The sequence below is a fragment of the Micromonospora sp. NPDC049679 genome (assembly GCF_040659735.1).
Classification (GTDB): domain Bacteria; phylum Actinomycetota; class Actinomycetes; order Mycobacteriales; family Micromonosporaceae; genus Micromonospora_I.
Map to the genome: position 1 here is coordinate 58,255 of NZ_JBFANZ010000008.1, position 18,280 is coordinate 76,534.

At 71.0% G+C, this 18,280-nt stretch carries 15 protein-coding genes and 1 pseudogene; 8 read left to right on the top strand and 8 right to left on the bottom strand.

From position 1 onward, the window contains the following. Nucleotides 1–24 precede the first annotated feature (24 nt). A complete protein-coding gene (gene rny / locus AB0J06_RS07725) occupies nt 25–1,803 on the top strand; it encodes a ribonuclease Y (protein ID WP_357425809.1) in 1,779 nt (592 codons plus the stop codon). 112 nt (nt 1,804–1,915) lie between these two features. Here the strand turns inward: rny and AB0J06_RS07730 are convergent, their stop codons facing one another. The 4 genes from AB0J06_RS07730 to AB0J06_RS07745 all read right to left on the bottom strand — a co-directional run bounded on the left by AB0J06_RS07730 (nt 1,916) and on the right by AB0J06_RS07745 (nt 5,487). Beyond that, nucleotides 1,916–2,788, bottom strand: a complete 873-nt coding sequence (locus AB0J06_RS07730) for an amino acid ABC transporter permease (RefSeq protein ID WP_357425811.1) — start codon at nt 2,786–2,788, stop codon at nt 1,916–1,918. Nucleotides 2,789–3,002: 214 nt separating this feature from the next. Further along, nucleotides 3,003–3,659, bottom strand: a complete 657-nt coding sequence (locus tag AB0J06_RS07735) for an amino acid ABC transporter permease (RefSeq protein ID WP_357425813.1) — start codon at nt 3,657–3,659, stop codon at nt 3,003–3,005. Between the two features lie 77 nt (nt 3,660–3,736). After that, the gene (locus tag AB0J06_RS07740) at nt 3,737–4,672 is read right to left on the bottom strand and encodes a glutamate ABC transporter substrate-binding protein (protein WP_357425815.1); all 936 of its coding nucleotides are present in this window, start codon (nt 4,670–4,672) and stop codon (nt 3,737–3,739) included. 62 nt (nt 4,673–4,734) lie between these two features. Further along, nucleotides 4,735–5,487, bottom strand: a complete 753-nt coding sequence (locus tag AB0J06_RS07745; RefSeq protein ID WP_357425817.1) for an amino acid ABC transporter ATP-binding protein — start codon at nt 5,485–5,487, stop codon at nt 4,735–4,737. Nucleotides 5,488–5,635: 148 nt separating this feature from the next. Here AB0J06_RS07745 and AB0J06_RS07750 point away from each other — a divergent pair, with 148 nt between their 5' ends. After that, entirely contained in the window at nt 5,636–6,136 is a 501-nt protein-coding gene (locus AB0J06_RS07750) for a hypothetical protein (RefSeq protein WP_357425819.1), read from the top strand. Here the strand turns inward: AB0J06_RS07750 and AB0J06_RS07755 are convergent. Further along, nucleotides 6,085–6,345 (bottom strand): DUF2277 domain-containing protein, encoded by a 261-nt coding sequence (locus AB0J06_RS07755; RefSeq protein ID WP_357425821.1) that lies wholly within the window; start codon nt 6,343–6,345, stop codon nt 6,085–6,087. The two genes, AB0J06_RS07750 and AB0J06_RS07755, sit on opposite strands and share 52 nt — an antisense overlap. A gap of 46 nt (nt 6,346–6,391) precedes the next feature. On the opposite strand from AB0J06_RS07755, the gene miaB reads away from it, so the two are divergent. Continuing rightward, nucleotides 6,392–7,885: a tRNA (N6-isopentenyl adenosine(37)-C2)-methylthiotransferase MiaB gene (gene miaB / locus AB0J06_RS07760; protein WP_357425823.1), complete on the top strand. Its 1,494-nt coding sequence runs from the start codon at nt 6,392–6,394 to the stop codon at nt 7,883–7,885. Between the two features lie 62 nt (nt 7,886–7,947). Here miaB and AB0J06_RS07765 read toward each other — a convergent pair whose 3' ends face one another. Further along, complete coding sequence (locus AB0J06_RS07765) at nt 7,948–9,156, bottom strand: DUF349 domain-containing protein (RefSeq protein WP_357425825.1); 1,209 nt, start codon at nt 9,154–9,156, stop codon at nt 7,948–7,950. A gap of 244 nt (nt 9,157–9,400) precedes the next feature. Between AB0J06_RS07765 and AB0J06_RS07770 the strand changes: the two genes are divergently transcribed. From AB0J06_RS07770 to dapF, 3 genes are read left to right on the top strand one after another with little or no spacing between them, the layout of a single operon-like run. Beyond that, nucleotides 9,401–10,147 (top strand): hypothetical protein, encoded by a 747-nt coding sequence (locus tag AB0J06_RS07770; RefSeq protein WP_357425980.1) that lies wholly within the window; start codon nt 9,401–9,403, stop codon nt 10,145–10,147. Then, nucleotides 10,144–11,049, top strand: a complete 906-nt coding sequence (gene miaA, locus AB0J06_RS07775) for a tRNA (adenosine(37)-N6)-dimethylallyltransferase MiaA (RefSeq protein WP_357425827.1) — start codon at nt 10,144–10,146, stop codon at nt 11,047–11,049. Before AB0J06_RS07770 ends, miaA begins: the two co-directional genes overlap by 4 nt. A gap of 8 nt (nt 11,050–11,057) precedes the next feature. Next, nucleotides 11,058–11,903: a diaminopimelate epimerase gene (dapF, locus tag AB0J06_RS07780; RefSeq protein ID WP_357425829.1), complete on the top strand. Its 846-nt coding sequence runs from the start codon at nt 11,058–11,060 to the stop codon at nt 11,901–11,903. Nucleotides 11,904–12,157: 254 nt separating this feature from the next. Here dapF and AB0J06_RS07785 read toward each other — a convergent pair. Beyond that, nucleotides 12,158–13,543, bottom strand: a pseudogene (locus tag AB0J06_RS07785) (NAD-dependent malic enzyme); the annotation flags it as partial. A 256-nt stretch (nt 13,544–13,799) separates the two neighbouring features. Here AB0J06_RS07785 and hflX point away from each other — a divergent pair. Both hflX and AB0J06_RS07795 read left to right on the top strand, forming a co-directional pair. Then, on the top strand, nt 13,800–15,176 hold the full coding sequence (gene hflX / locus AB0J06_RS07790) for a GTPase HflX (protein WP_357425982.1): 1,377 nt from the start codon (nt 13,800–13,802) through the stop codon (nt 15,174–15,176). A gap of 68 nt (nt 15,177–15,244) precedes the next feature. Then, nucleotides 15,245–16,978 carry a hypothetical protein gene (locus tag AB0J06_RS07795; RefSeq protein WP_357425831.1) on the top strand — a complete coding sequence of 578 codons (1,734 nt, stop codon included), beginning with the start codon at nt 15,245–15,247 and terminating at the stop codon, nt 16,976–16,978. 73 nt (nt 16,979–17,051) lie between these two features. Here the strand turns inward: AB0J06_RS07795 and lexA are convergent, their stop codons facing one another. Next, a complete protein-coding gene (gene lexA / locus AB0J06_RS07800) occupies nt 17,052–17,852 on the bottom strand; it encodes a transcriptional repressor LexA (protein ID WP_357425833.1) in 801 nt (266 codons plus the stop codon). Between the last annotated feature and the right edge of the window lie 428 nt (nt 17,853–18,280).

Genomic DNA, 18,280 nt, shown 5'->3' on the forward strand with positions numbered 1-18,280 from the left:
GCTCAGCCGCTGCGGAGCAGCGGCATGACCGGGCTCGAGTGGACTCTGATCGGCGCGATCGCCGGTCTCGCGGCTCTCGTACTGGTCGCTCTGGTGCTCGGTGGTCGGGCGCTGCGCCGGATCGGAACGGCCCGACCGGCGGCCGCCCCCGAGGAGGACCCGGCCTTCGTCGCGGCCAAGAACCGACAGGAGCAGTCACTCGCCGCGCTACGCACGGCGGCCGACGACGCCTCGTCCGCGATCGAGCAGGCGAAGGCGGCCGCCGCGGCGGCCCGCACCGACGCGGCAGCGGCCAAGGCGGAGGCGAGCGCCGCCCGCGCCGAGGCCCGCCGCGTGCTCGACGCGTCCCGCGCCGAGGCCGACACGGTCCTCGAACGGGCCCACCGGCAGGCCGAGTCCGAAGCCGAGCAGGTGCGCGCGGCGGCCCGCCGCAGCGGCGAGCGGGAGATCGCGCTGCTCTCCGCCACCGCGAAGGAGCAGGTCGCCGAGGTCGAGCGACGCGCCCAGCGGATGGACGAGCGGGAGCGGCAGCACACCGAAGAAGTGGAGCGGTTCGCGGCGCGCGAGCGGCGGCTGACCGCGGCGGCGGCCGCGCTGACGGAGCGGGAAAACGCGCTCGTCACGCGTGAGGCCGCGATCGCCGAGGCGGAGGAGCGGCGCAAGCGTGAGCTGGAGCGGATCGCCGGGTTGACCGCGGAGGCGGCGCGCGCGGAGCTCATCGATGCGATCGAGACGCAGGCGAAGCGCGAGGCGGCGCTTCTCGTCCGTGACATTGAGGCCGACGCGCGCAACACCGCCGACCAGCGGGCCCGGCACATCGTGGTCGACGCCATCCAGCGGGTGGCGAGCGAGCAGACCGCGGAGAGCGTGGTCAGCGTGCTGCACCTGCCCGGAGACGAGATGAAGGGCCGGATCATCGGCCGCGAGGGACGCAATATCCGCGCCTTCGAGTCGGTCACCGGGGTCAACCTGATCATCGACGACACTCCGGAGGCCGTGCTCCTCTCCTGCTTCGACCCGGTACGGCGGGAAATCGGCCGCCTCACCCTCGAAAAGCTGGTACTGGACGGGCGGATCCACCCGCACCGCATCGAAGAGGTCTTCGAGACGGCCAAACACGAGGTCGAGCGGCTCTGCTACCGCGCCGCGGAGGACGCGCTGGTGGACGTCGGGATCACCGATGTCCACCCCGAGCTGGTCACCCTGCTCGGGCGGCTGCGCTACCGCACCTCGTACGGGCAGAACGTGCTCAAACACCTCGTAGAGACCGCCCACATCGCCGGAATGATGGCGGCCGAGCTGCGGCTGGATGTCCCGACGATCAAGCGCTGTGCGTTCCTGCACGACATCGGCAAGGCGCTCACCCACGAGGTGGAGGGGAGCCACGCGCTGATCGGCGCGGACCTGGCCCGCAAATACGGCGAGTCCGAGGATGTCGTGCACGCGATCGAAGCGCATCACAACGAGGTCGCACCGCAGACGATCGAAGCCGTGCTCACCCAGGCGTCGGACGCCTGTTCGGGCGGCCGGCCGGGCGCCCGCCGGGAGAGCCTCGAGGCGTACGTGAAGCGGCTGGAGCGCATCGAGGAGATCGCCGGCGGCAAGTCCGGCGTGGAGAAGGTCTTCGCCATGCAGGCCGGGCGCGAGATCCGGGTGATGGTCAAGCCCGACGACGTCGACGACATCGGTGCGGCGGTGCTGGCGCGTGACGTGGCCAAGCAGATCGAGGAGGAGCTGACCTACCCCGGCCAGATCCGGGTGACGGTGGTCCGCGAATCCCGGGTCACCGAGATCGCCCGCTGAGCCCGCGCCCGCGACACCCGTCAAACGGTCAAGGGATCCGCGGCACGGACACGGGTGTGTCGTGCTGCGGATCCCTTGATCAGGCTGGTGCCGCTGGTTGGGCGGCGCGGGGTCAGATCGCGCTGCGGCCGGCGTCGCCGAAATCGTTCGTCGGCAGCACCGCGGCCGAGGTCTTGCGGGCCCGACCCATCCGCTTCTGCAGCCACCAGGCGACCACCGAGAGCAGGCCGCAGGTGGCGATGTAGATGACGGCGACGATCAGGTACGTCGGCACGTACGGCAGCCCGAACGCCAGGCGGCCGCCGATCTGTTTGCCGACGAAGAGCAGTTCCGGATAGGTGATGATGAAGCCGAGCGCGGTGTCCTTGAGCAGTACCACCAGCTGGCTCACGATCGCCGGCAGCATCGCGCGCACCGCCTGGGGCAGCAGGATGAGCCGGATCACCTGGTTCTTCCGCATGCCGATCGCGTACGCGCCCTCGGACTGGCCGCGCGGCACCGCGTCGATGCCGGCGCGGATGATCTCGGCCAGCACCGAGCCGTTGTAGAGGGTGAGACCGATGACCAGCGCCCACAGCTTGTCGATCGACCAGCCGTACTGCAGCGGCACGTAGTAGCCGAAGAAGATCAGGATCAGCAGCGGGATGGCCCGGAAGAGCTCGACCACGAAGGTGGCCGGGGCCCGCACGATCCACCGGTCGCTGAGCCGCGCCGCGGCGAAGAGCGCGCCGAAGAGCAGCGCGAGCACCGTCGCGATGCCGGCCGCCTTCAGCGTGGCCAGGTAGCCGGCGAGCAGCTCACGCTGGATCGCCGCGTACTGGAACTGCTCCCACTTGCGGGCCTCGAACTGGCCGGTCTGCCAGAGTCGGTAGATTGCCCACGCGATGAGCCCGACGATCGCGGCGATCGAGACGACCCCGATGATCGCGTTGCGCCGGCGCGCCCGGGGGCCGGGCAGGTCGTAGAGGACTGACGCCTGAGTCACTGGGCTGCCTTCCGTTCGCGACCGCGGGACTCCCTGCGCTCACTCCTCGCGCTCACCGCGTTGCCCTTCGTTCGCGCTGCGGGGCTCGCAAGCTCACTCCTCGCGCTCACCGCGTTGCCCTTCGCTCGCGCTGCGGGGCTCGCAAGCTCACTCCTCGCGCTCACCGCGTTGCCCTTCGTTCGCGCTGCGGGGCTCGCAAGCTCACTCCTCGCGCTCACCGTGCCACCGCCAACTTGCGCTCCAGGAACCGCTGCAGACCGACCAGCGGAAGAATCAGGATGAGGAAGCCGATCGTGATCCAGAGCAGCACCGCGAACTGCGGCTCGCCCCGTTCGGACATGTACGCCGGGATGGCACCCGCCTCCAGCACGGAGAAGCCGGCAGCGATCGTGGTGTTCTTCAGCATCGCGATGAACACGCTCATCATCGGCGGCACCATCGCGCGCAGCGCCTGGGGCAGCACGATCGAGCCGAGAACCTGCAGGAACGTCATGCCCAGCGCGCGGGCCGCCTCGGCCTGGCCGGTCGCGACGGTGTTGATGCCGGACCGGACCACCTCGCAGACGAACGCCGAGGTGTAGATGGTCAACGCGAGGAACGCGGCCGGAAGGTAGTCGATATTGACATCGAGCTTCGGGACCGCGAAGACGAGGAAGGCGAACACCAGCGTGAGCGGGGTGTTGCGCACCACGTTGACGTAGGTCGCGCCGAAGGCGCGCATCGTCGGCACCGGTGAGACCCGCATCGCCCCGAGCAGCGTGCCGAGGACGAGGCTGCCGACGGCGGCGACCAGGAAGAGCTTGACGGTGTTGGTGAACCCCTCGACATAGAGGCTCCAGTTGTCCGTCAGTACTCGAAAGAACTCGGCCATTCCTCGCTCTCACTTCTCGCCGCGTGCGCCGGGCGGGGGTGTTCCTGCCCGGCGCACGCGATCAGGTCACCGCTCGATCAGTACCGCTCGAGCGCCGGCGGCGAGGCCGGCGACCCCGACTTGCCCAGCGTGCCGTCGTAGATCTTCTGCCAGGTGCCGTCGGCGAACGACGCGGCGAGCTGCGCGTTGACGTAGTCACGCAGCGCCTTGTCGTCCTTGGGCAGGCCGATGCCGTACTTCTCGGTGCTGAACGGCTTGCCGACGACCTTCAGGTCGGTGCTGTTCTGCGCGGCGTAGCCCTTGAGGATCGCGTCGTCGGTGGTGACGGCGTCGACCTTCTTGTCGAGCAGCTGCGACACGCACTCCGAGTAGGTGGCGAACTCGACGATGTTGTTCGCCTCGGTCAGGCCCTCGTCGCGCACCCGCTGGATCGGGGTGGAGCCCTTCGCGGAGCAGACCTTCTTGCCCTTGAGGGTCTCCTTGCCGGTGATCGCCGACTCGTCCTTGCGGACCAGCAGGTCCTGACCGGCGACGAAGTACGGGCCGGCGAAGGAGATGTCGTTCTTACGCTTGTCGGTGATCGAGTAGGTGCCGACGTAGTAGTTGATCTCGCCGCCCTTGATCGCCGTCTCGCGGTTGGCGGACGGGATCTCCTTGTACTCGATCTTCGCCGGGTCGACGCCGAGCTTGCTGGCGATGAGCTGCGCGATCTCGATGTCGAAGCCGCACCGCTTGCCCTGGGCGTCCTTGTAGCCCAGGTTCGGCTGGTCGAACTTCACGCCGATGACGACCTTGCCGGCGCTCTTGATCTTGTCGTAGGTCGGGCTGCCGGTCAGGTCGACGCTGCTCGCCGGCGTGAACGTGGCACCCGAACTCTGGCAGGTGTCGCCGTTCGCCGCGCCGGAACCGTTGCCGGCGTCGCTGGGGGCCGGCGTGCCCTCCTTGCCGCAGGCGGCGGCGGTCAGGGCGAGCGTCGCCATCAGGGTGGCGGCGGCCACGCGTGTGATCCGCATGTGTATCTCCTTCATCGATGGAGGCGCCGCGACGGCGGCGTGCTCCTGGGGGACGCCCGGTGCTAGTGCGTCAGGATCTTCGACAGGAAGTCCTTGGCCCGGTCGCTGCGCGGGTTTTCGAAGAACTCCGTCGGGGGAGCATCTTCGATCAGTTGGCCGTCGGCCATGAAGATGACGCGATTGGCGGCGTGTCGGGCGAAGCCCATCTCGTGCGTCACCACGACCATCGTCATGCCCTCGCGGGCCAGCGACGTCATCACGTCGAGCACCTCGCCGACCATCTCCGGGTCGAGCGCGCTGGTCGGCTCGTCGAAGAGCATCGCCTTCGGCTGCATGGCCAGGGCCCGCGCGATCGCGGCGCGCTGCTGCTGGCCGCCGGAGAGCTGCGCGGGGTACTTCTCCGCCTGGCTGGCGATTCCGACCCGGTCGAGCAGCTGCATCGCCCGCTCCCGGACCACCGCCGGCTTCTCTTTGCGGACCTTGACGGGCCCGATCGTCACGTTCTCGAGGATCGACTTGTGCGCGAAGAGGTTGAAGGACTGGAACACCATCCCGACCTCGCTGCGCAGGCGCGCCAGCGCCCGCCCCTCGGCCGGCAGCGGCTGGCCGTCGAACACGATCGTGCCGGAGTTGATCGGCTCCAAGCGGTTGATCGCCCGGCAGAGGGTGGACTTGCCGGACCCGGAGGGACCGATCACGACCACGACCTCGCCCCGCTCGATGGAAAGATCAACGTCTTTCAGCACGTGCAACGGGCCGAACCACTTGTTGACCCCGTCGAGCACGATGAGCGGCCCACCCGTCGTCACCGTCATCCACCGTCCCTGTCGTGCGAATTGGTCGAGGTCGTCTCGCATCTGCTCCGCCACTTTAGGCGGGCGGTGATACGAGATTGCAACTCTGATGGTCACGGAGAGGTAACACACGCCTCGTGCGGCCCGCGAGCCGGTCACCATGGGTTGTATGCCGACATTCACCGCCCCCGCGGCCCTGTGGAACTGGACGATCGAGGTGCCCGTCACCGAGACGGAGGTCCACCGGGCCTTGGTGGCGGTGCTCGGCCGTCCCGTGCTGCCCCTCTCGGGCGCCGACCCGGACCTCCTCCCGTCCGAGGCCGTGTTCTGCGACGTGTGGCAGCGGCCGGGTGACTTCCCGACCTCGGTCGACTGCTACCGGGCCCCCGTTCAACCCGCCGAGACGATGGTGGTCGCCGCCTTCGCCGGCCAGATCGGCGAGCGCTGCCTCGTACCGGACGACACCGTCAATCCGGGACGATTCCTCCTGGTCAACCCGGACGGCACCGTCCGGCCGGTGCATCTCGACGTCGAGGACACCGACGACGGCGAGGTGTTGAGCAACCTGCGCCTCTGCACCGCTTCCGACCCGTGGTGCCGGGAATGGGAGCAGTGCGCTCAGTCGCGCTGGGCGCCCGACTCGGTCGTCCCGGCGCCGGCCGCCGCCTGACGTCCACCCCGCACGACAAGCTGGTCGAGCAGGGTCCGGGTCGCGTCGGCGACGGCGGCCACGGCCGTCTGGAACGCCTCGGCGTTATGGGCGGCCGGGGCGCGGAAGCCGGAGATCTTCCGCACATACTGCAACGCGGCGGCCTCGATCTGCTCCGGCGTGACACTGTCGACGTACGGCTCGCGCAACGTCATGATGCTGCGGCACATGGCTCCTCCAGCTCCTCGGGATGGCCCGGATACTCTGGTGACAATCATGACTACCGCAGCCGAGAGCAGCCTGTCCCGCACCTACCAGGTGCGCACCTACGGCTGCCAGATGAACGTGCACGACTCCGAGCGGATCTCCGGCCTGCTGGAGCAGGCGGGCTACGTACGCGCGGCCACCTCCGATGATCCGGACGTGGTGGTCTTCAACACCTGCGCCGTACGCGAGAACGCCGACAACCGCCTCTACGGCAACCTCGGGCACCTGCGGCCGGTGAAGGACAAGCACCCGGGCATGCAGATCGCGGTCGGCGGCTGCCTGGCCCAGAAGGACCGCGGCGAGATCGTCCGCAAGGCGCCCTGGGTGGACGTGGTCTTCGGCACCCACAACATCGGGTCGCTGCCGGCACTGCTGGAACGCGCCCGGCACAACGCCGCCGCCGAGGTGGAGATCCTCGAATCGCTGGAGGTCTTCCCGTCGACGCTGCCGACCCGCCGCGAGTCGACGTACGCCGGCTGGGTGTCGATCTCGGTCGGCTGCAACAACACCTGCACCTTCTGCATCGTGCCGTCGCTGCGCGGCACGGAGAAGGACCGCCGTCCGGGCGACATTCTCGCCGAGGTGCGCGCGCTGGTCGCCGAGGGCGTCCTGGAGGTGACGCTGCTCGGGCAGAACGTCAACTCGTACGGCGTCGAGTTCGGCGACCGGCTGGCGTTCGGCAAGCTGCTGCGCGCGTGCGGTGACGTGGAGGGGCTGGAACGGGTCCGCTTCACCAGCCCGCACCCCAGGGACTTCACCGAGGACGTGATCGCCGCGATGGCCGAGACCCCCAACGTCTGCCACTCGCTGCACATGCCGCTGCAGTCCGGCTCCGACGACGTGCTGCGGGCGATGCGCCGCTCCTACCGCGCCGACCGCTACCTCGGGATCATCGAGAAGGTCCGGGCCGCCATGCCGGACGCCGCGATCACCACCGACATCATCGTCGGCTTCCCCGGCGAGACGGAGGCGGACTTCGTCCGCACCCTCGACGTCGTGCGGGAGGCGCGCTTCTCCTCCGCGTTCACCTTCCAGTACTCCAAGCGCCCCGGCACGCCGGCCGCCACGATGGACGGCCAGCTTCCCAAGCAGGTCGTGCAGGAGCGGTACGAGCGGCTGATCGCCACGGTCGAGGAGATCAGCTGGGCGGAGAACAAGAAGCTCGTCGGGGAGACCGTGGAGGTGCTGGTCGCCCTCGGGGAGGGGCGCAAGGACCAGCGCACCGGCCGGATGTCGGGGCGTGCCCGCGACGGACGGCTGGTCCACTTCGACGCCGGATCCTACGACGGAGAGGTCCGGCCGGGCGACATCGTGCACGCCACCGTCACCTACGCCGCCCCGCACCACCTCAACGCCGACGACGAGCCGGTCTCGCACCGCCGGACGCGCGCCGGCGACGCCTACGAGGCGGGAGTCGCTCCGCGTACGCCCGGGGTGCTGCTCGGGCTGCCCACGCTCGGCGCGCCGCCGGCCGCGCCCGCGTCGGCCTGCGGCTGCGACTGACGCGACCACGACGACAAGGGCCCCTGCTCCACGCGGAGCAGGGGCCCAATCTGTCGTGCCAGCTAGCTGGCCTGCTCGGCGAGCTGCAGGAACTGCCGCTTGGAAGCGAGTGCCTGCTCGGCCTCGCGGATCCGCTTGGCGTCGCCGGCCGCCTGCGCCCGTGCCAGCCGCTGTTCGGCCTCGGCGACCTGCTCGCGCATCTGCACGAGGAGCGGGTTGGCGGAGGGCTCGGTGCGCCGCCAGGCGGAGTCCATCGCCTGACGCAGCTTCTCTTCCACCGCGCGGAACCGCCGGTCGAGGGTGGTCGCCGCCTCCCGGGGCACCCGACCCGCGTCGTGCCACTGCCCCTGGATCTCGCGGAACTTCGCCTGCGCGCCCCGCGGGTCGGTGTCGACGTCGAGCGCCTCCGCCTCGGCGAGCAGCGCCTGCTTGCGGTCCAGGTTGCCCTTCTGTTCGGCGTCCCGCGCCGAGAAGACCTCGCTGCGCCGGGAGAAGAACGCGTCCTGGGCGGCGCGGAACCGTTCCCAGAGCTTCTGCTCGGCCTCCTTGGAGGCGCGCGGCGCGACCTTCCACTCGCCCATCAGGTCCTTGAGCCGGTTGGCCGTGGCCGCCCAGTCGGTCGAGTCGGCCAGCGCCTCGGCCTCCTTGACCAGGTCCTCCTTGGCGCCCTGGGCCTGCTTGCGCTGCGCGTCGAGAGTCGCGAAGTGGGCACCGCGCCGGCGGGTGAAGCCGTCGCGGGCGGCGGCGAACCGCTTCCACAGCTCACCGTCGGCCTTCTTCTCGACTCCGCGGATGGTCTTCCACTCGTCGAGGATCTCTTTCAGCCGGTCGCCCGCGGTCTTCCAGCCGGTCGACTCGGCCGCCAGCTTCTCGGCCTCCTCGACCAGCGCCGTCTTGCGCGCCAGGGCCTCGGTGCGGGCGGCCTCCTTGGCCGCCTTGGCCTCGCCGGCCTTCTCCTCGGCCACGGCGGTGAGCTTGTCGAGCCGCGCGGCGAGCATGTCGATGTCGCCGACCACGTGCGCCTCGGCCAGTGACGACCGCAGCCGGCGGATGGTCGACAGCGAGTGCGCCGCGTCCGCCGCGCCGGAGTTGAGGCGCGCCTCGGTGAGGTTGACCTCGGTGACCAGGTCGGCGAAGCGGCGGGCGAAGTGCGCCAAGCCCTCCTCCGGCGCCCCTGCCTGCCAGGAACCGACCACGCGCTCGCCCTCGGCCGTCTTGACGTAGACCGTGCCGTCCGCGTCGACCCGCCCGAAGGCTGTCCAGTCGCTCATGTGCTCATCCTCGTTCTCCCGGCGCCGCCGGACGGGGGTCCCCCGGCGAGCGCCGCCACAGCGCAGAAGTTTCTCCCGGCATTGTCACAGGTCCCACCCGGTCCGCGTCGAGCGCCTATCGCCGACCGTGACCATACGGTGTCCTTGGGACGCGGGACCTGAGGTGGCAGCGGGTGTAAAGTCCCCTGCCGGCTACCGTGGGGCCGTGCCTCTGGTCGCCGCCGCAGTCTGCCCGCATCCGCCCATGATCGTGCCGGAGCTCGCGGCCGGCGCCGCCGCCGAGTTCGACGAGCTTCGAGCCGCCTGTGACGCCGCGCTGGCGCGGCTGGCCGACTCCCGCGCCCGCACCCTCGTCGTGATCGGCGTCGACGAGCGCGAGCACGAATACACGTTTCCCTTCCGCGGCTCCCTCCGCCCGTGGGGACTGCCGCTCGACGTGCACCTCGGGCCGCCGTCGGCGGGCCCGCCGACCGAGCCGCTCCCGCTCAGCCTGACCATCGGCGCCTGGCTGGTGGGGCGCGGATTCACACCCGCCCAGCCGGTCACCTACCGGATGGCGACGGTTCGCCGCGACGCAGCGCCCGCGGACTGCGCCGAATTCGGTCGGCAGCTCGACGCCGACGAGCCCTGGGCGCTGCTCGTGATGGGTGACGGGTCCGCCTGCCGCGGAGAAAAATCACCGGGGTACGACGACCCGCGCGCGCAGCCGTACGACGACGGGGTTGCCGCAGCCCTCGCCTGCGCGGACGCCGCCGCCCTGCGCGACCTGGACCTCCGTCTCTCGGCGGAGCTGATGGTGGCCGGCCGCGCGCCGTGGCAGGTGCTCGCCGGCGCGGCGGAGGCGGCCGGCGGCGAGTGGCGCGGCGCGCTCTCCTATCACGCCGCGCCCTACGGGGTGGCCTACTTCGTCGCGAGCTGGAGCAGGATCCCGGAGAGCGCGAGGAGTGAGCTTGCGAGCCCCGCAGTCGCGAACGGAAGGCAGGCACAGTGACGGTCATCGCGGTCGTCGGCCCGACCGCCGCCGGCAAGTCGGCGCTGAGCATCGCGCTCGCGCACGCCCTCGACGGCGAGGTGGTGAACGCCGACTCGATGCAGCTCTACCAGGGGATGGACATCGGCACGGCGAAGCTGACCCCGGACGAGCGCGAAGGGGTGCCGCACCACCTGCTCGACATCTGGCCGGTGACCGAACCGGCCAGCGTGGCGGAGTACCAGCGGCTGGCGCGCGCCGCGATCGACGGCATTCGGGCCCGTGGCCGGGTGCCGCTGCTGGTCGGCGGCTCCGGTCTCTACGTCCGGGCGGTGCTGGAGGAGTTCGAGTTCCCCGGCACCGATCCGGTGCTGCGGGCCCGGCTGGAGGCCGAACTCGCGGCGGTCGGTCCGGCGCCGCTGCACGCCCGGCTCCGCGAGGCCGACCCGGCCGCCGCGGCGAGCATCCTGCCCGGTAACGGGCGGCGCATCGTCCGTGCCCTCGAAGTGATCGAGCTGACCGGCGCGCCCTTCGCCGCCTCGCTGCCGGCTCCCCGGCCGTACTACGACGCGGTGCAGATCGGCGTCGACCTCGCCACCGACCTCCTCGACGAGCGGATCGCGACCCGGGTCGACCGGATGTGGGCGGCGGGGCTGGTCGCGGAGGTGCGGGAGCTGACCGGAGCGGGGCTGCGCGAGGGGCGTACGGCCAGCCGCGCCCTCGGCTACCAGCAGGTGCTCCGCTGTCTCGACGGAAGTTGGTCGGAGGAGGAGGCACGCGCCGAGACCGTCCGCGCCACCCGCCGGTTCGTCCGCCGCCAGCGCTCCTGGTTCCGCCGCGACCCCCGCATCGTCTGGCTCGACTCCGCCGCCACCGACTTCGTCGGGGCCGCCCTGCGGGCCTGCGCCGGCACTCGGGAATGATGGGTGACGTGCAGTTCATCAAAGGCCATGGCACCGGCAACGACTTCGTGATCCTGCCCGACCCGGCGGGTGAGCTCCCGCTGACCCCGTCGCTCGTGGCGGCGCTCTGCGACCGGCGGCGCGGGATCGGCGCGGACGGCGTGCTGCGGGTCGTCCGGGCGGCGGACCATCCCGACGCGACCGGTTACGCGGGCGAGGCCGAGTGGTTCATGGACTACTGGAACGCCGACGGGTCGTTCGCCGAGATGTGCGGCAACGGGGTGCGGGTCTTCACCCGCTACCTGGACTCGATCGGGGTGCGCGGGACGGCTGAAGGGTTGCCGGTCGCCACCCGGGCCGGCGTCGTGCGCGCGCTGGTCGGGCCGGAGTCCATCTCCGTCGACATGGGCAAACTTCGGGTGTACGACACGAGCACCGCGACCATCGGCGGTCTGACGATCCCCGGCGTGGCGGTCGACTGCGGCAACCCGCATCTGGTGTGCGCCCTGCCGGCCGGCCTCGACCTGGACGGCCTGGATCTGACCCGCTCGCCCGGATTCGACCCGACGCTCTTCCCGGCCGGCGTCAACGTCGAGTTCGTCGCACCGGCCGACGCGGTCGACGGCGTCGACCTGCACGTGCGGATGCGGGTCTACGAGCGCGGGTCGGCGGAGACGCTCTCCTGTGGCACCGGGACATGCGCGGTGGCGGCGGTCGCGCTCCGCGACGCCGGCCTCGACGGGGGAGTGGTGGCGGTCGACGTGCCCGGTGGGCGGCTGACCGTCACCCTCGACGCCGAGAGCTGTTGGCTCGCCGGTCCGGCCGTGCTGGTGGCGTACGGCGAGGTCGACATCGCCACGCTGCAGTCCCACTGACGCGTCTGCGCCAATCACTGACCTGCGCGCCGATCAAGGACCTCCGCGTCGATCAAGGACGTATTCGCGTGCAACGATCTTCAATCGTGTGAATACGTCCTTGATCGACGGGTAAGTCCTTGATCGACGGGCGGAGGTCAGGAGTCGGTGCGCAGCGTCTGCTCGCCCAGGGCCAGCAGCGCCGCGGACTCCTCGACGGCCATGGCGGGCTCGTCGGCGACCGAAGCGCTCACCGGCGCCTGCGCGGCGGAGGTCTGGGCGGCGGCGCGCACGGCGGCGGCGACCGCCGGAGCCACCCGGGGGTCGAAGACGCTCGGCACGATGACGGTCGGGTTGATCTTTTCCTGGCCGACGACGTCGGCGATGGCCCGGGCCGCCGCGAGCGCCATCTCCTCGGTGAACTCCTCCGCGTGCGCGTCGAGCATGCCGCGGAACACGCCGGGGAAGGCGAGCACGTTGTTGATCTGGTTCGGCTGGTCGGAGCGGCCGGTGGCGACGACGGCGGCGTGCTTGCGCGCCTCGCGCGGATCGACCTCGGGGTCGGGGTTGGCGAGCGCGAAGACGATCGACTTCTCGCCCATCGTCGCGATGTCGTCCCCGGTGAGCAGGTTGGGGGCGCTCACCCCGATGAAGACGTCCGCGCCGCGCACCGCGCCGCGCAGGTCGCCGGCGTACTCGCCCTTGTTGGTGTGCTCGGCCAGCCACCGCCAGTCGGGGTTGAGGTCGGGGAGGCCGCGGTGCAGGGCGCCGGGCCGGTCGTACGCGATGATGTCGCCCACGCCCTGCCGCAGCAGCAGCTTCATGATCGCGGTGCCGGCGGCGCCGGCGCCGGAGACGACGACCCGGACGTCCTCGAGGCGCTTGCCCACGACGCGCAGCGCGTTCGTCAGGGCGGCGAGCACGCAGATCGCCGTGCCGTGCTGGTCGTCGTGGAAGACCGGGATGTCCAGCGCGTCGCGGAGCCGCGCCTCGATCTCGAAGCAGCGCGGCGCGGCGATGTCCTCCAGGTTGATTCCCCCGTACGCGGGGGCGATCGCCTTGACGATCGCGACGATCTCGTCCGGGTCCTGCGTGTCCAGCACGACGGGCCAGGCGTCCACCCCGCCGAAGCGCTTGAACAGCGCGGCCTTCCCCTCCATGACGGGCAGGGCGGCGGCGGGGCCGATGTTGCCCAGGCCGAGCACGGCGGAGCCGTCGGTGACCACCGCGACGGTGTTGCGCTTGATGGTCAGTCGCCGGGCGTCGGCGGGGTTCTCCGCGATGGCGAGGCAGACCCGGGCCACGCCCGGGGTGTACGCCCGGGACAGTTCGTCGCGGGTACGCAGCGCGACCTTCGAGTTGACCTCGATCTTGCCGCCGAGGTGCAGCAGGAACGTCCGGTCGGACACCTTGCGCACCTCGACGCCGTCGAGGGCCTCGAGCGCCTTGACGACCTGGTCGGCGTGGCCGGAGTCGGCGGTGTCGCAGGTGAGGTCGACGATCACGCTGACCGGGTCGGAGTCGACCACGTCCAGGGCCGTGACGATGGCGCCGGCCTCGCCGACGCAGGTGGTCAGCCGCCCGATCGCGGACGCGTCGGCGGTGATGCTGATCCGAACGGTGATCGAGAATCCGGCGCTCGGCAGGCGGGTGGTCGCCACGGGGTCCCTCCGGTTGTGGTGGCCGCGGCCGCTCGGCCGCTGCCTGGCAATTCTTACGCGTCCGTCCGCGGCGACGTCCGCGCCCCGGTTACCGGTGAGTCACCTCATCCCGGCGTGTCGCTGACCACGATTTGTGGATGCGCCGAACGGCCGGGCGTGTCACGATCGAAGTCGGAGGAGGAAGCTTTTGCATACAAATCGGACCAACGACTCGCCGATCAGTTTCCCGGATCGCGTTGACGAGGTCGAAGCCACCATGGGCGAGCTCGAACTGCAGGACCGCAACTCGCTCCGGCGGGTCGCGGGGCTCTCCACGGAGCTGACCGACGTCACCGAGGTCGAATACCGGCAACTGCGGCTCGAGCGGGTCGTTCTCGTCGGCGTCTGGGACGGCAGCGTCACCGACGCGGAGAACTCGATGACCGAGCTCGCCGCGCTCGCCGAGACGGCCGGGTCGCAGGTGCTCGAAGGGCTGATCCAGCGTCGCGGCCGGCCGGATCCCTCCACCTACATCGGGCGGGGCAAGGTCCAGGAGTTGAGCGACGTGGTCCTCTCCAGCGGTGCGGACACGGTGATTTGCGACGGTGAGCTCTCCCCGTCGCAACTGCGCAACCTGGAGCAGGCCGTCAACGTCAAGGTCATCGACCGGACCGCCCTGATCCTCGACATCTTCGCCCAGCACGCGAAGAGCAAGGAAGGTAAGGCGCAGGTCGAGCTCGCCCAGCTGGAATACCTCGTGCCGCGACTGCGCGGTTGGGGTGAGGCGCTCTCCCGCCAGGCCGGCGGTAGTGCCCGCGTCGGTGGCGCGGGCGGCGGGGTGGGTCTGCGTGGTCCCGGTGAGACCAAGCTGGAGACCGATCGGCGGCGGATCCGCACCCGGATCTCCCGGTTGCGCCGCGAGATCAAGGGCATGCGCACCGTGCGCCAGACCAAGCGTTCACGCCGGGCCCGCAACGCCGTGCCGGCCGTCGCGATCGCCGGGTACACCAACGCCGGCAAGTCCAGCCTGCTCAACCGGTTGACCGGCGCCGGCGTGCTGGTCAAGGACGCGCTCTTCGCCACCCTCGACCCGACCACCCGTCGGGCGCACGCCGCCGACGGCCGGGTCTACACCCTGTCGGACACGGTCGGCTTCGTCCGGCACCTGCCCCACCAGATCGTCGAGGCGTTCCGCTCGACGCTGGAGGAGGTGGCCGACGCCGACGTGGTCGTGCACGTGGTCGACGGCGCCCACGCCGATCCGGAGGAGCAGGTTCGCGCGGTGCGTGAGGTGCTCGCCGAGGTCGGCGCCGACCGGCTGCCGGAGCTGCTGGTGGTCAACAAGATCGACGCGGCCGACGAGGAGACGCTGCTTCGGCTCAAGCGGATCTGGCCGGAAGCGATCTTCGTCTCGGCCTGGGCCGATCGAGGGCTCGACGGTCTGCGCTCGGCGATCGAGGCGCGGCTGCCGCGGCCGGCCGTCGAGGTGCGGGTGACCCTGCCGTACGACCGGGGTGATCTCGTTTCCGAGGTGCACCGCCGCGGCGAGGTGCTGCGCAGCACGCACACCGAGGTGGGCACGCAGCTGCACGTACGGGTCGACGAAGGGCTGGCCGCCGAGCTCGCGCGCCACGGGATCACCGAAAGGCCGTGAGTCGATCACGCTGAGTGATTGATCACGGCGTTCCGCGGCAGACGCGCCGAGCATGCGACACTGATCGGATGCGGCGTGTTCTGTCCCCGACCATGGTTGCCCTCGGCCTGGTCGCCCTGATCGTGGGCGGCGGCCCGGCCCGTGCCGCACCGGCGCCGGCACCGTCCGGGGCCGGTGGCCAGGTCGCCGTGGGCAAGAAGGCCTGCACGGCCAAGGACCAGCGGCTACGTGAGCTTTCCGGGATGATCGCGACGGCCAAGGGCTACATCGTGATCAACGACAGCACGGACGATCCCGGAAAAAAACCGGTCTTCTTCCTCGACAAAACGTGCAGGGTCGTCGACACCGTGTCGTTCCCGACCGAGCCGCGCGACCCCGAGGATCTCGCTCTCTCGCCCGACGGCAAGACGGTCTGGATCGGCGACATCGGCGACAACGCCACGGCCACCGAGCGGCGGACCAGGGTGGCGCTCTGGAGCATGCCGGTGGACGGCTCCACGAAGCCGGTCCTGCACCGGGTCAGCTATCCGCAGAACAAGCCGCACGACGCCGAGGCGCTGCTCATCGCCGACGACGGCTCGCCGATCATCATCACGAAGACCGGCGGCAAGGCGGAGATCTTCCGCCCGTCCGCACCGCTGAAGAAGAACAACGAGACGCCGGTGCCGTTGCAGCAGGTCGGCGAGATCACACTCCCGAAGACCAGCACAACCGTCCTCCTCGGCGCGGCCGGCCGCCTCACCGTGACGGGCGCGGCGCGCTCGCCCGACGGGGCGCGGGTCGCGCTGCGCACGTACGCCGACGCCTTCGAGTGGGACGTCGCCGGCGGTGACATCGTCAAGGCGCTGACCACGGGCAAGCCGCGGGTCACCGCGCTGGGCGACGAGTTCGGCGAGGCGATCGCCTACACGCCGGACGGCAAGACGTTCGTCACCGTCTCCGACCTCGGGTCCCAAAGCGAGGACTCCCAGGTCGTCATCCAGAGCTATACCCCCGCGACAACTCTCGCCCAGCCGGCCGCGGACGCCGCGGCCGGGAAGGCCGACGGCCAGTCGTGGACGGACAAACTCACGCTCCAGGACATCAACTACCTGGTCGGCGCGGTCGGCGTCATCGGCGCCATCCTGGTCGGGGTCGGCATCTTCGGGATCGTCAGAGCGCGGCGTACCCCGCGCAAGGATCCGGCGGGCGCTGACGGCGACAGTGGCGGCAAGGGCGCACGCAGCGCTCCGAGCGCCGGGGTCGCGGCTGTGCGTGCCCCGGGGCAGCAGGGCAGTCGTGAGCCGGGGCCGGACGCGGACGCATTCGAGCCGGCGGGCCAGCGACCCCGTCCCTCCGCCGGCGTGTACGGAGGCGGCGCGAAGCCGGTCAACCCGGCCGCCGGGGTCTACGGTGGCGCCGCCGCGGCACCCAGGCCCGGTGGTGGGGTCTACGGCGGTGCTGCTGCGGCGCCCAGGCCCGGCGGCGGCGTCTACGGCGGCGCTGCCGCACCCAACGGCGCTGGCGCGGGAGCGCTCAACGGCGCTGGCCCGGCGAGGTCCGGGGGCGTCTACGGCGCCGCTCCGTCCGGTCGCCGGCCGGGCCCCGCTGCCGGCGGCTACGGCGCGGAGCCGGTGAGCGGGGGCTACGGCCGCGACGATCGTCCCGACGAGGACCACCGTCGTGGCGGTCGCGGTGCTGGCTATCCCCCCCATGGCCGTGGCGACGAGGACGACTACGACGGCAATCGCGCCGGGACGTACGGGCAGCAGCCGCCGGGGCGGCGCGGCGGCTACCCGGACAACGGCGACGGCTACCGCTGACCGGATCAAAAAAGTGCCCCCGCTCGTCCACGTCGGGACCAGCGGGGGCGGCTAGACAGGGAGATCGCGCCGCTCAGATGCGGCGGAGCACCGCGACAACCCGGCCCATGATGGTCGCGTCGTCGCCCGCGATCGGGTCGAAGGCCGGGTTGGCGGGCATCAGCCAGACATGCCCGTCGCGTCGGCGGTACGTCTTCACCGTCGCCTCACCATCGAGCATCGCCGCGACGATGTCGCCCGAGTCGGCGGTCGGCTGTTGGCGCACGACGACCCAGTCGCGGTCGCAGATCGCCGCCTCCAGCATCGAGTCGCCCTTTACCTGCAGCATGAAGACATCGCCCTCGCCGACCAGCTCACGCGGGAGCGGGAAGACGTCTTCGACGGCCTGCTCGGCGAGGATCGGGCCACCGGCGGCGATCCGCCCGAGCATCGGCACGTAGGCGGGCGTCGGACGCTGGGCCCGCATCGTCTCGTCGTCGATCAGGTCGCTCGGGGGGCGGACGTCGACGGCGCGGGGCCGGTTGGGGTCGCGCCGCAGGAAACCCTTCCGCTCCAGCTCCTTGAGCTGGTAGGCGACGCTCGACGGGGAGACCAGGCCCACCGCCTCGCCGATCTCCCGCACGCTCGGCGGGTATCCGTAACGCTCCACCCAGTCCCGGATGAACTCCAGGATGCGGCGCTGGCGGGCGGTCAGGTCCACGGCGACGGGGTCGGGGAAGGAACTGACCACCGGAGTGACGGCCCGCAGTTGGGGCTCCCCGCTGCGCGCGCGGGTCGCGCTCCGCCGCCGACTGGCCGTGGCCGCCGGTGCGGTGGCCTTGGCGGCGGTCTTCTCCGGGTGCTGTTGCCGGCTCGTCCGGTCGTCGGTCGACACGTCCGTCCTCCCTGATCGGCGGTGAGTGCCTTGGCGGCTCGTGGTGCGTCCGTGTTGCTGACGTCGGGTTTGCCGCGAAGGCGACCGACGTCGGTGCTCAAGACCGTATCGGTGCGATCGGCCAGTTTCAAACATCTGTACGACGTGGGTGCGGCGTGTCGTTCGCGGAAACCGCCTCTCCGCACCCCGGTTCTGCTACACAATCGTACGCATGTTCTATCGCTGCGATCGGGGACGGCGCTGACACTTTCGGATTAGTCCGCCAGGCCACGGGGGGCGGAGCCGTTGGTCACAATCGGGCGGATCGCGGATGGCCGTGAGCGCGGAGCCGGCACCATCTATCCCGGCCCCGCGATGACGTTCCCCGCGCACCGGTAACCCGGCAAGGGGCATCGCTGTTACGAAGATGAACTCGCGCCACGACACGC

What these genes read in the sequence shown, in the direction of transcription:
- rny (WP_357425809.1), top strand. Translation starts at nt 25, where the DNA reads ATGACCGGGCTCGAGTGGACTCTGATCGGCGCGATCGCCGGTCTCGCG.
- AB0J06_RS07735 (WP_357425813.1), bottom strand. Translation starts at nt 3,659, where the DNA reads ATGGCCGAGTTCTTTCGAGTACTGACGGACAACTGGAGCCTCTATGTC.
- AB0J06_RS07740 (WP_357425815.1), bottom strand. Translation starts at nt 4,672, where the DNA reads ATGCGGATCACACGCGTGGCCGCCGCCACCCTGATGGCGACGCTCGCC.
- AB0J06_RS07745 (WP_357425817.1), bottom strand. Translation starts at nt 5,487, where the DNA reads ATGACGGTGACGACGGGTGGGCCGCTCATCGTGCTCGACGGGGTCAAC.
- AB0J06_RS07750 (WP_357425819.1), top strand. Translation starts at nt 5,636, where the DNA reads ATGCCGACATTCACCGCCCCCGCGGCCCTGTGGAACTGGACGATCGAG.
- AB0J06_RS07755 (WP_357425821.1), bottom strand. Translation starts at nt 6,345, where the DNA reads ATGTGCCGCAGCATCATGACGTTGCGCGAGCCGTACGTCGACAGTGTC.
- miaB (WP_357425823.1), top strand. Translation starts at nt 6,392, where the DNA reads ATGACTACCGCAGCCGAGAGCAGCCTGTCCCGCACCTACCAGGTGCGC.
- AB0J06_RS07765 (WP_357425825.1), bottom strand. Translation starts at nt 9,156, where the DNA reads ATGAGCGACTGGACAGCCTTCGGGCGGGTCGACGCGGACGGCACGGTC.
- AB0J06_RS07770 (WP_357425980.1), top strand. Translation starts at nt 9,401, where the DNA reads ATGATCGTGCCGGAGCTCGCGGCCGGCGCCGCCGCCGAGTTCGACGAG.
- hflX (WP_357425982.1), top strand. Translation starts at nt 13,800, where the DNA reads ATGGGCGAGCTCGAACTGCAGGACCGCAACTCGCTCCGGCGGGTCGCG.
- AB0J06_RS07795 (WP_357425831.1), top strand. Translation starts at nt 15,245, where the DNA reads ATGCGGCGTGTTCTGTCCCCGACCATGGTTGCCCTCGGCCTGGTCGCC.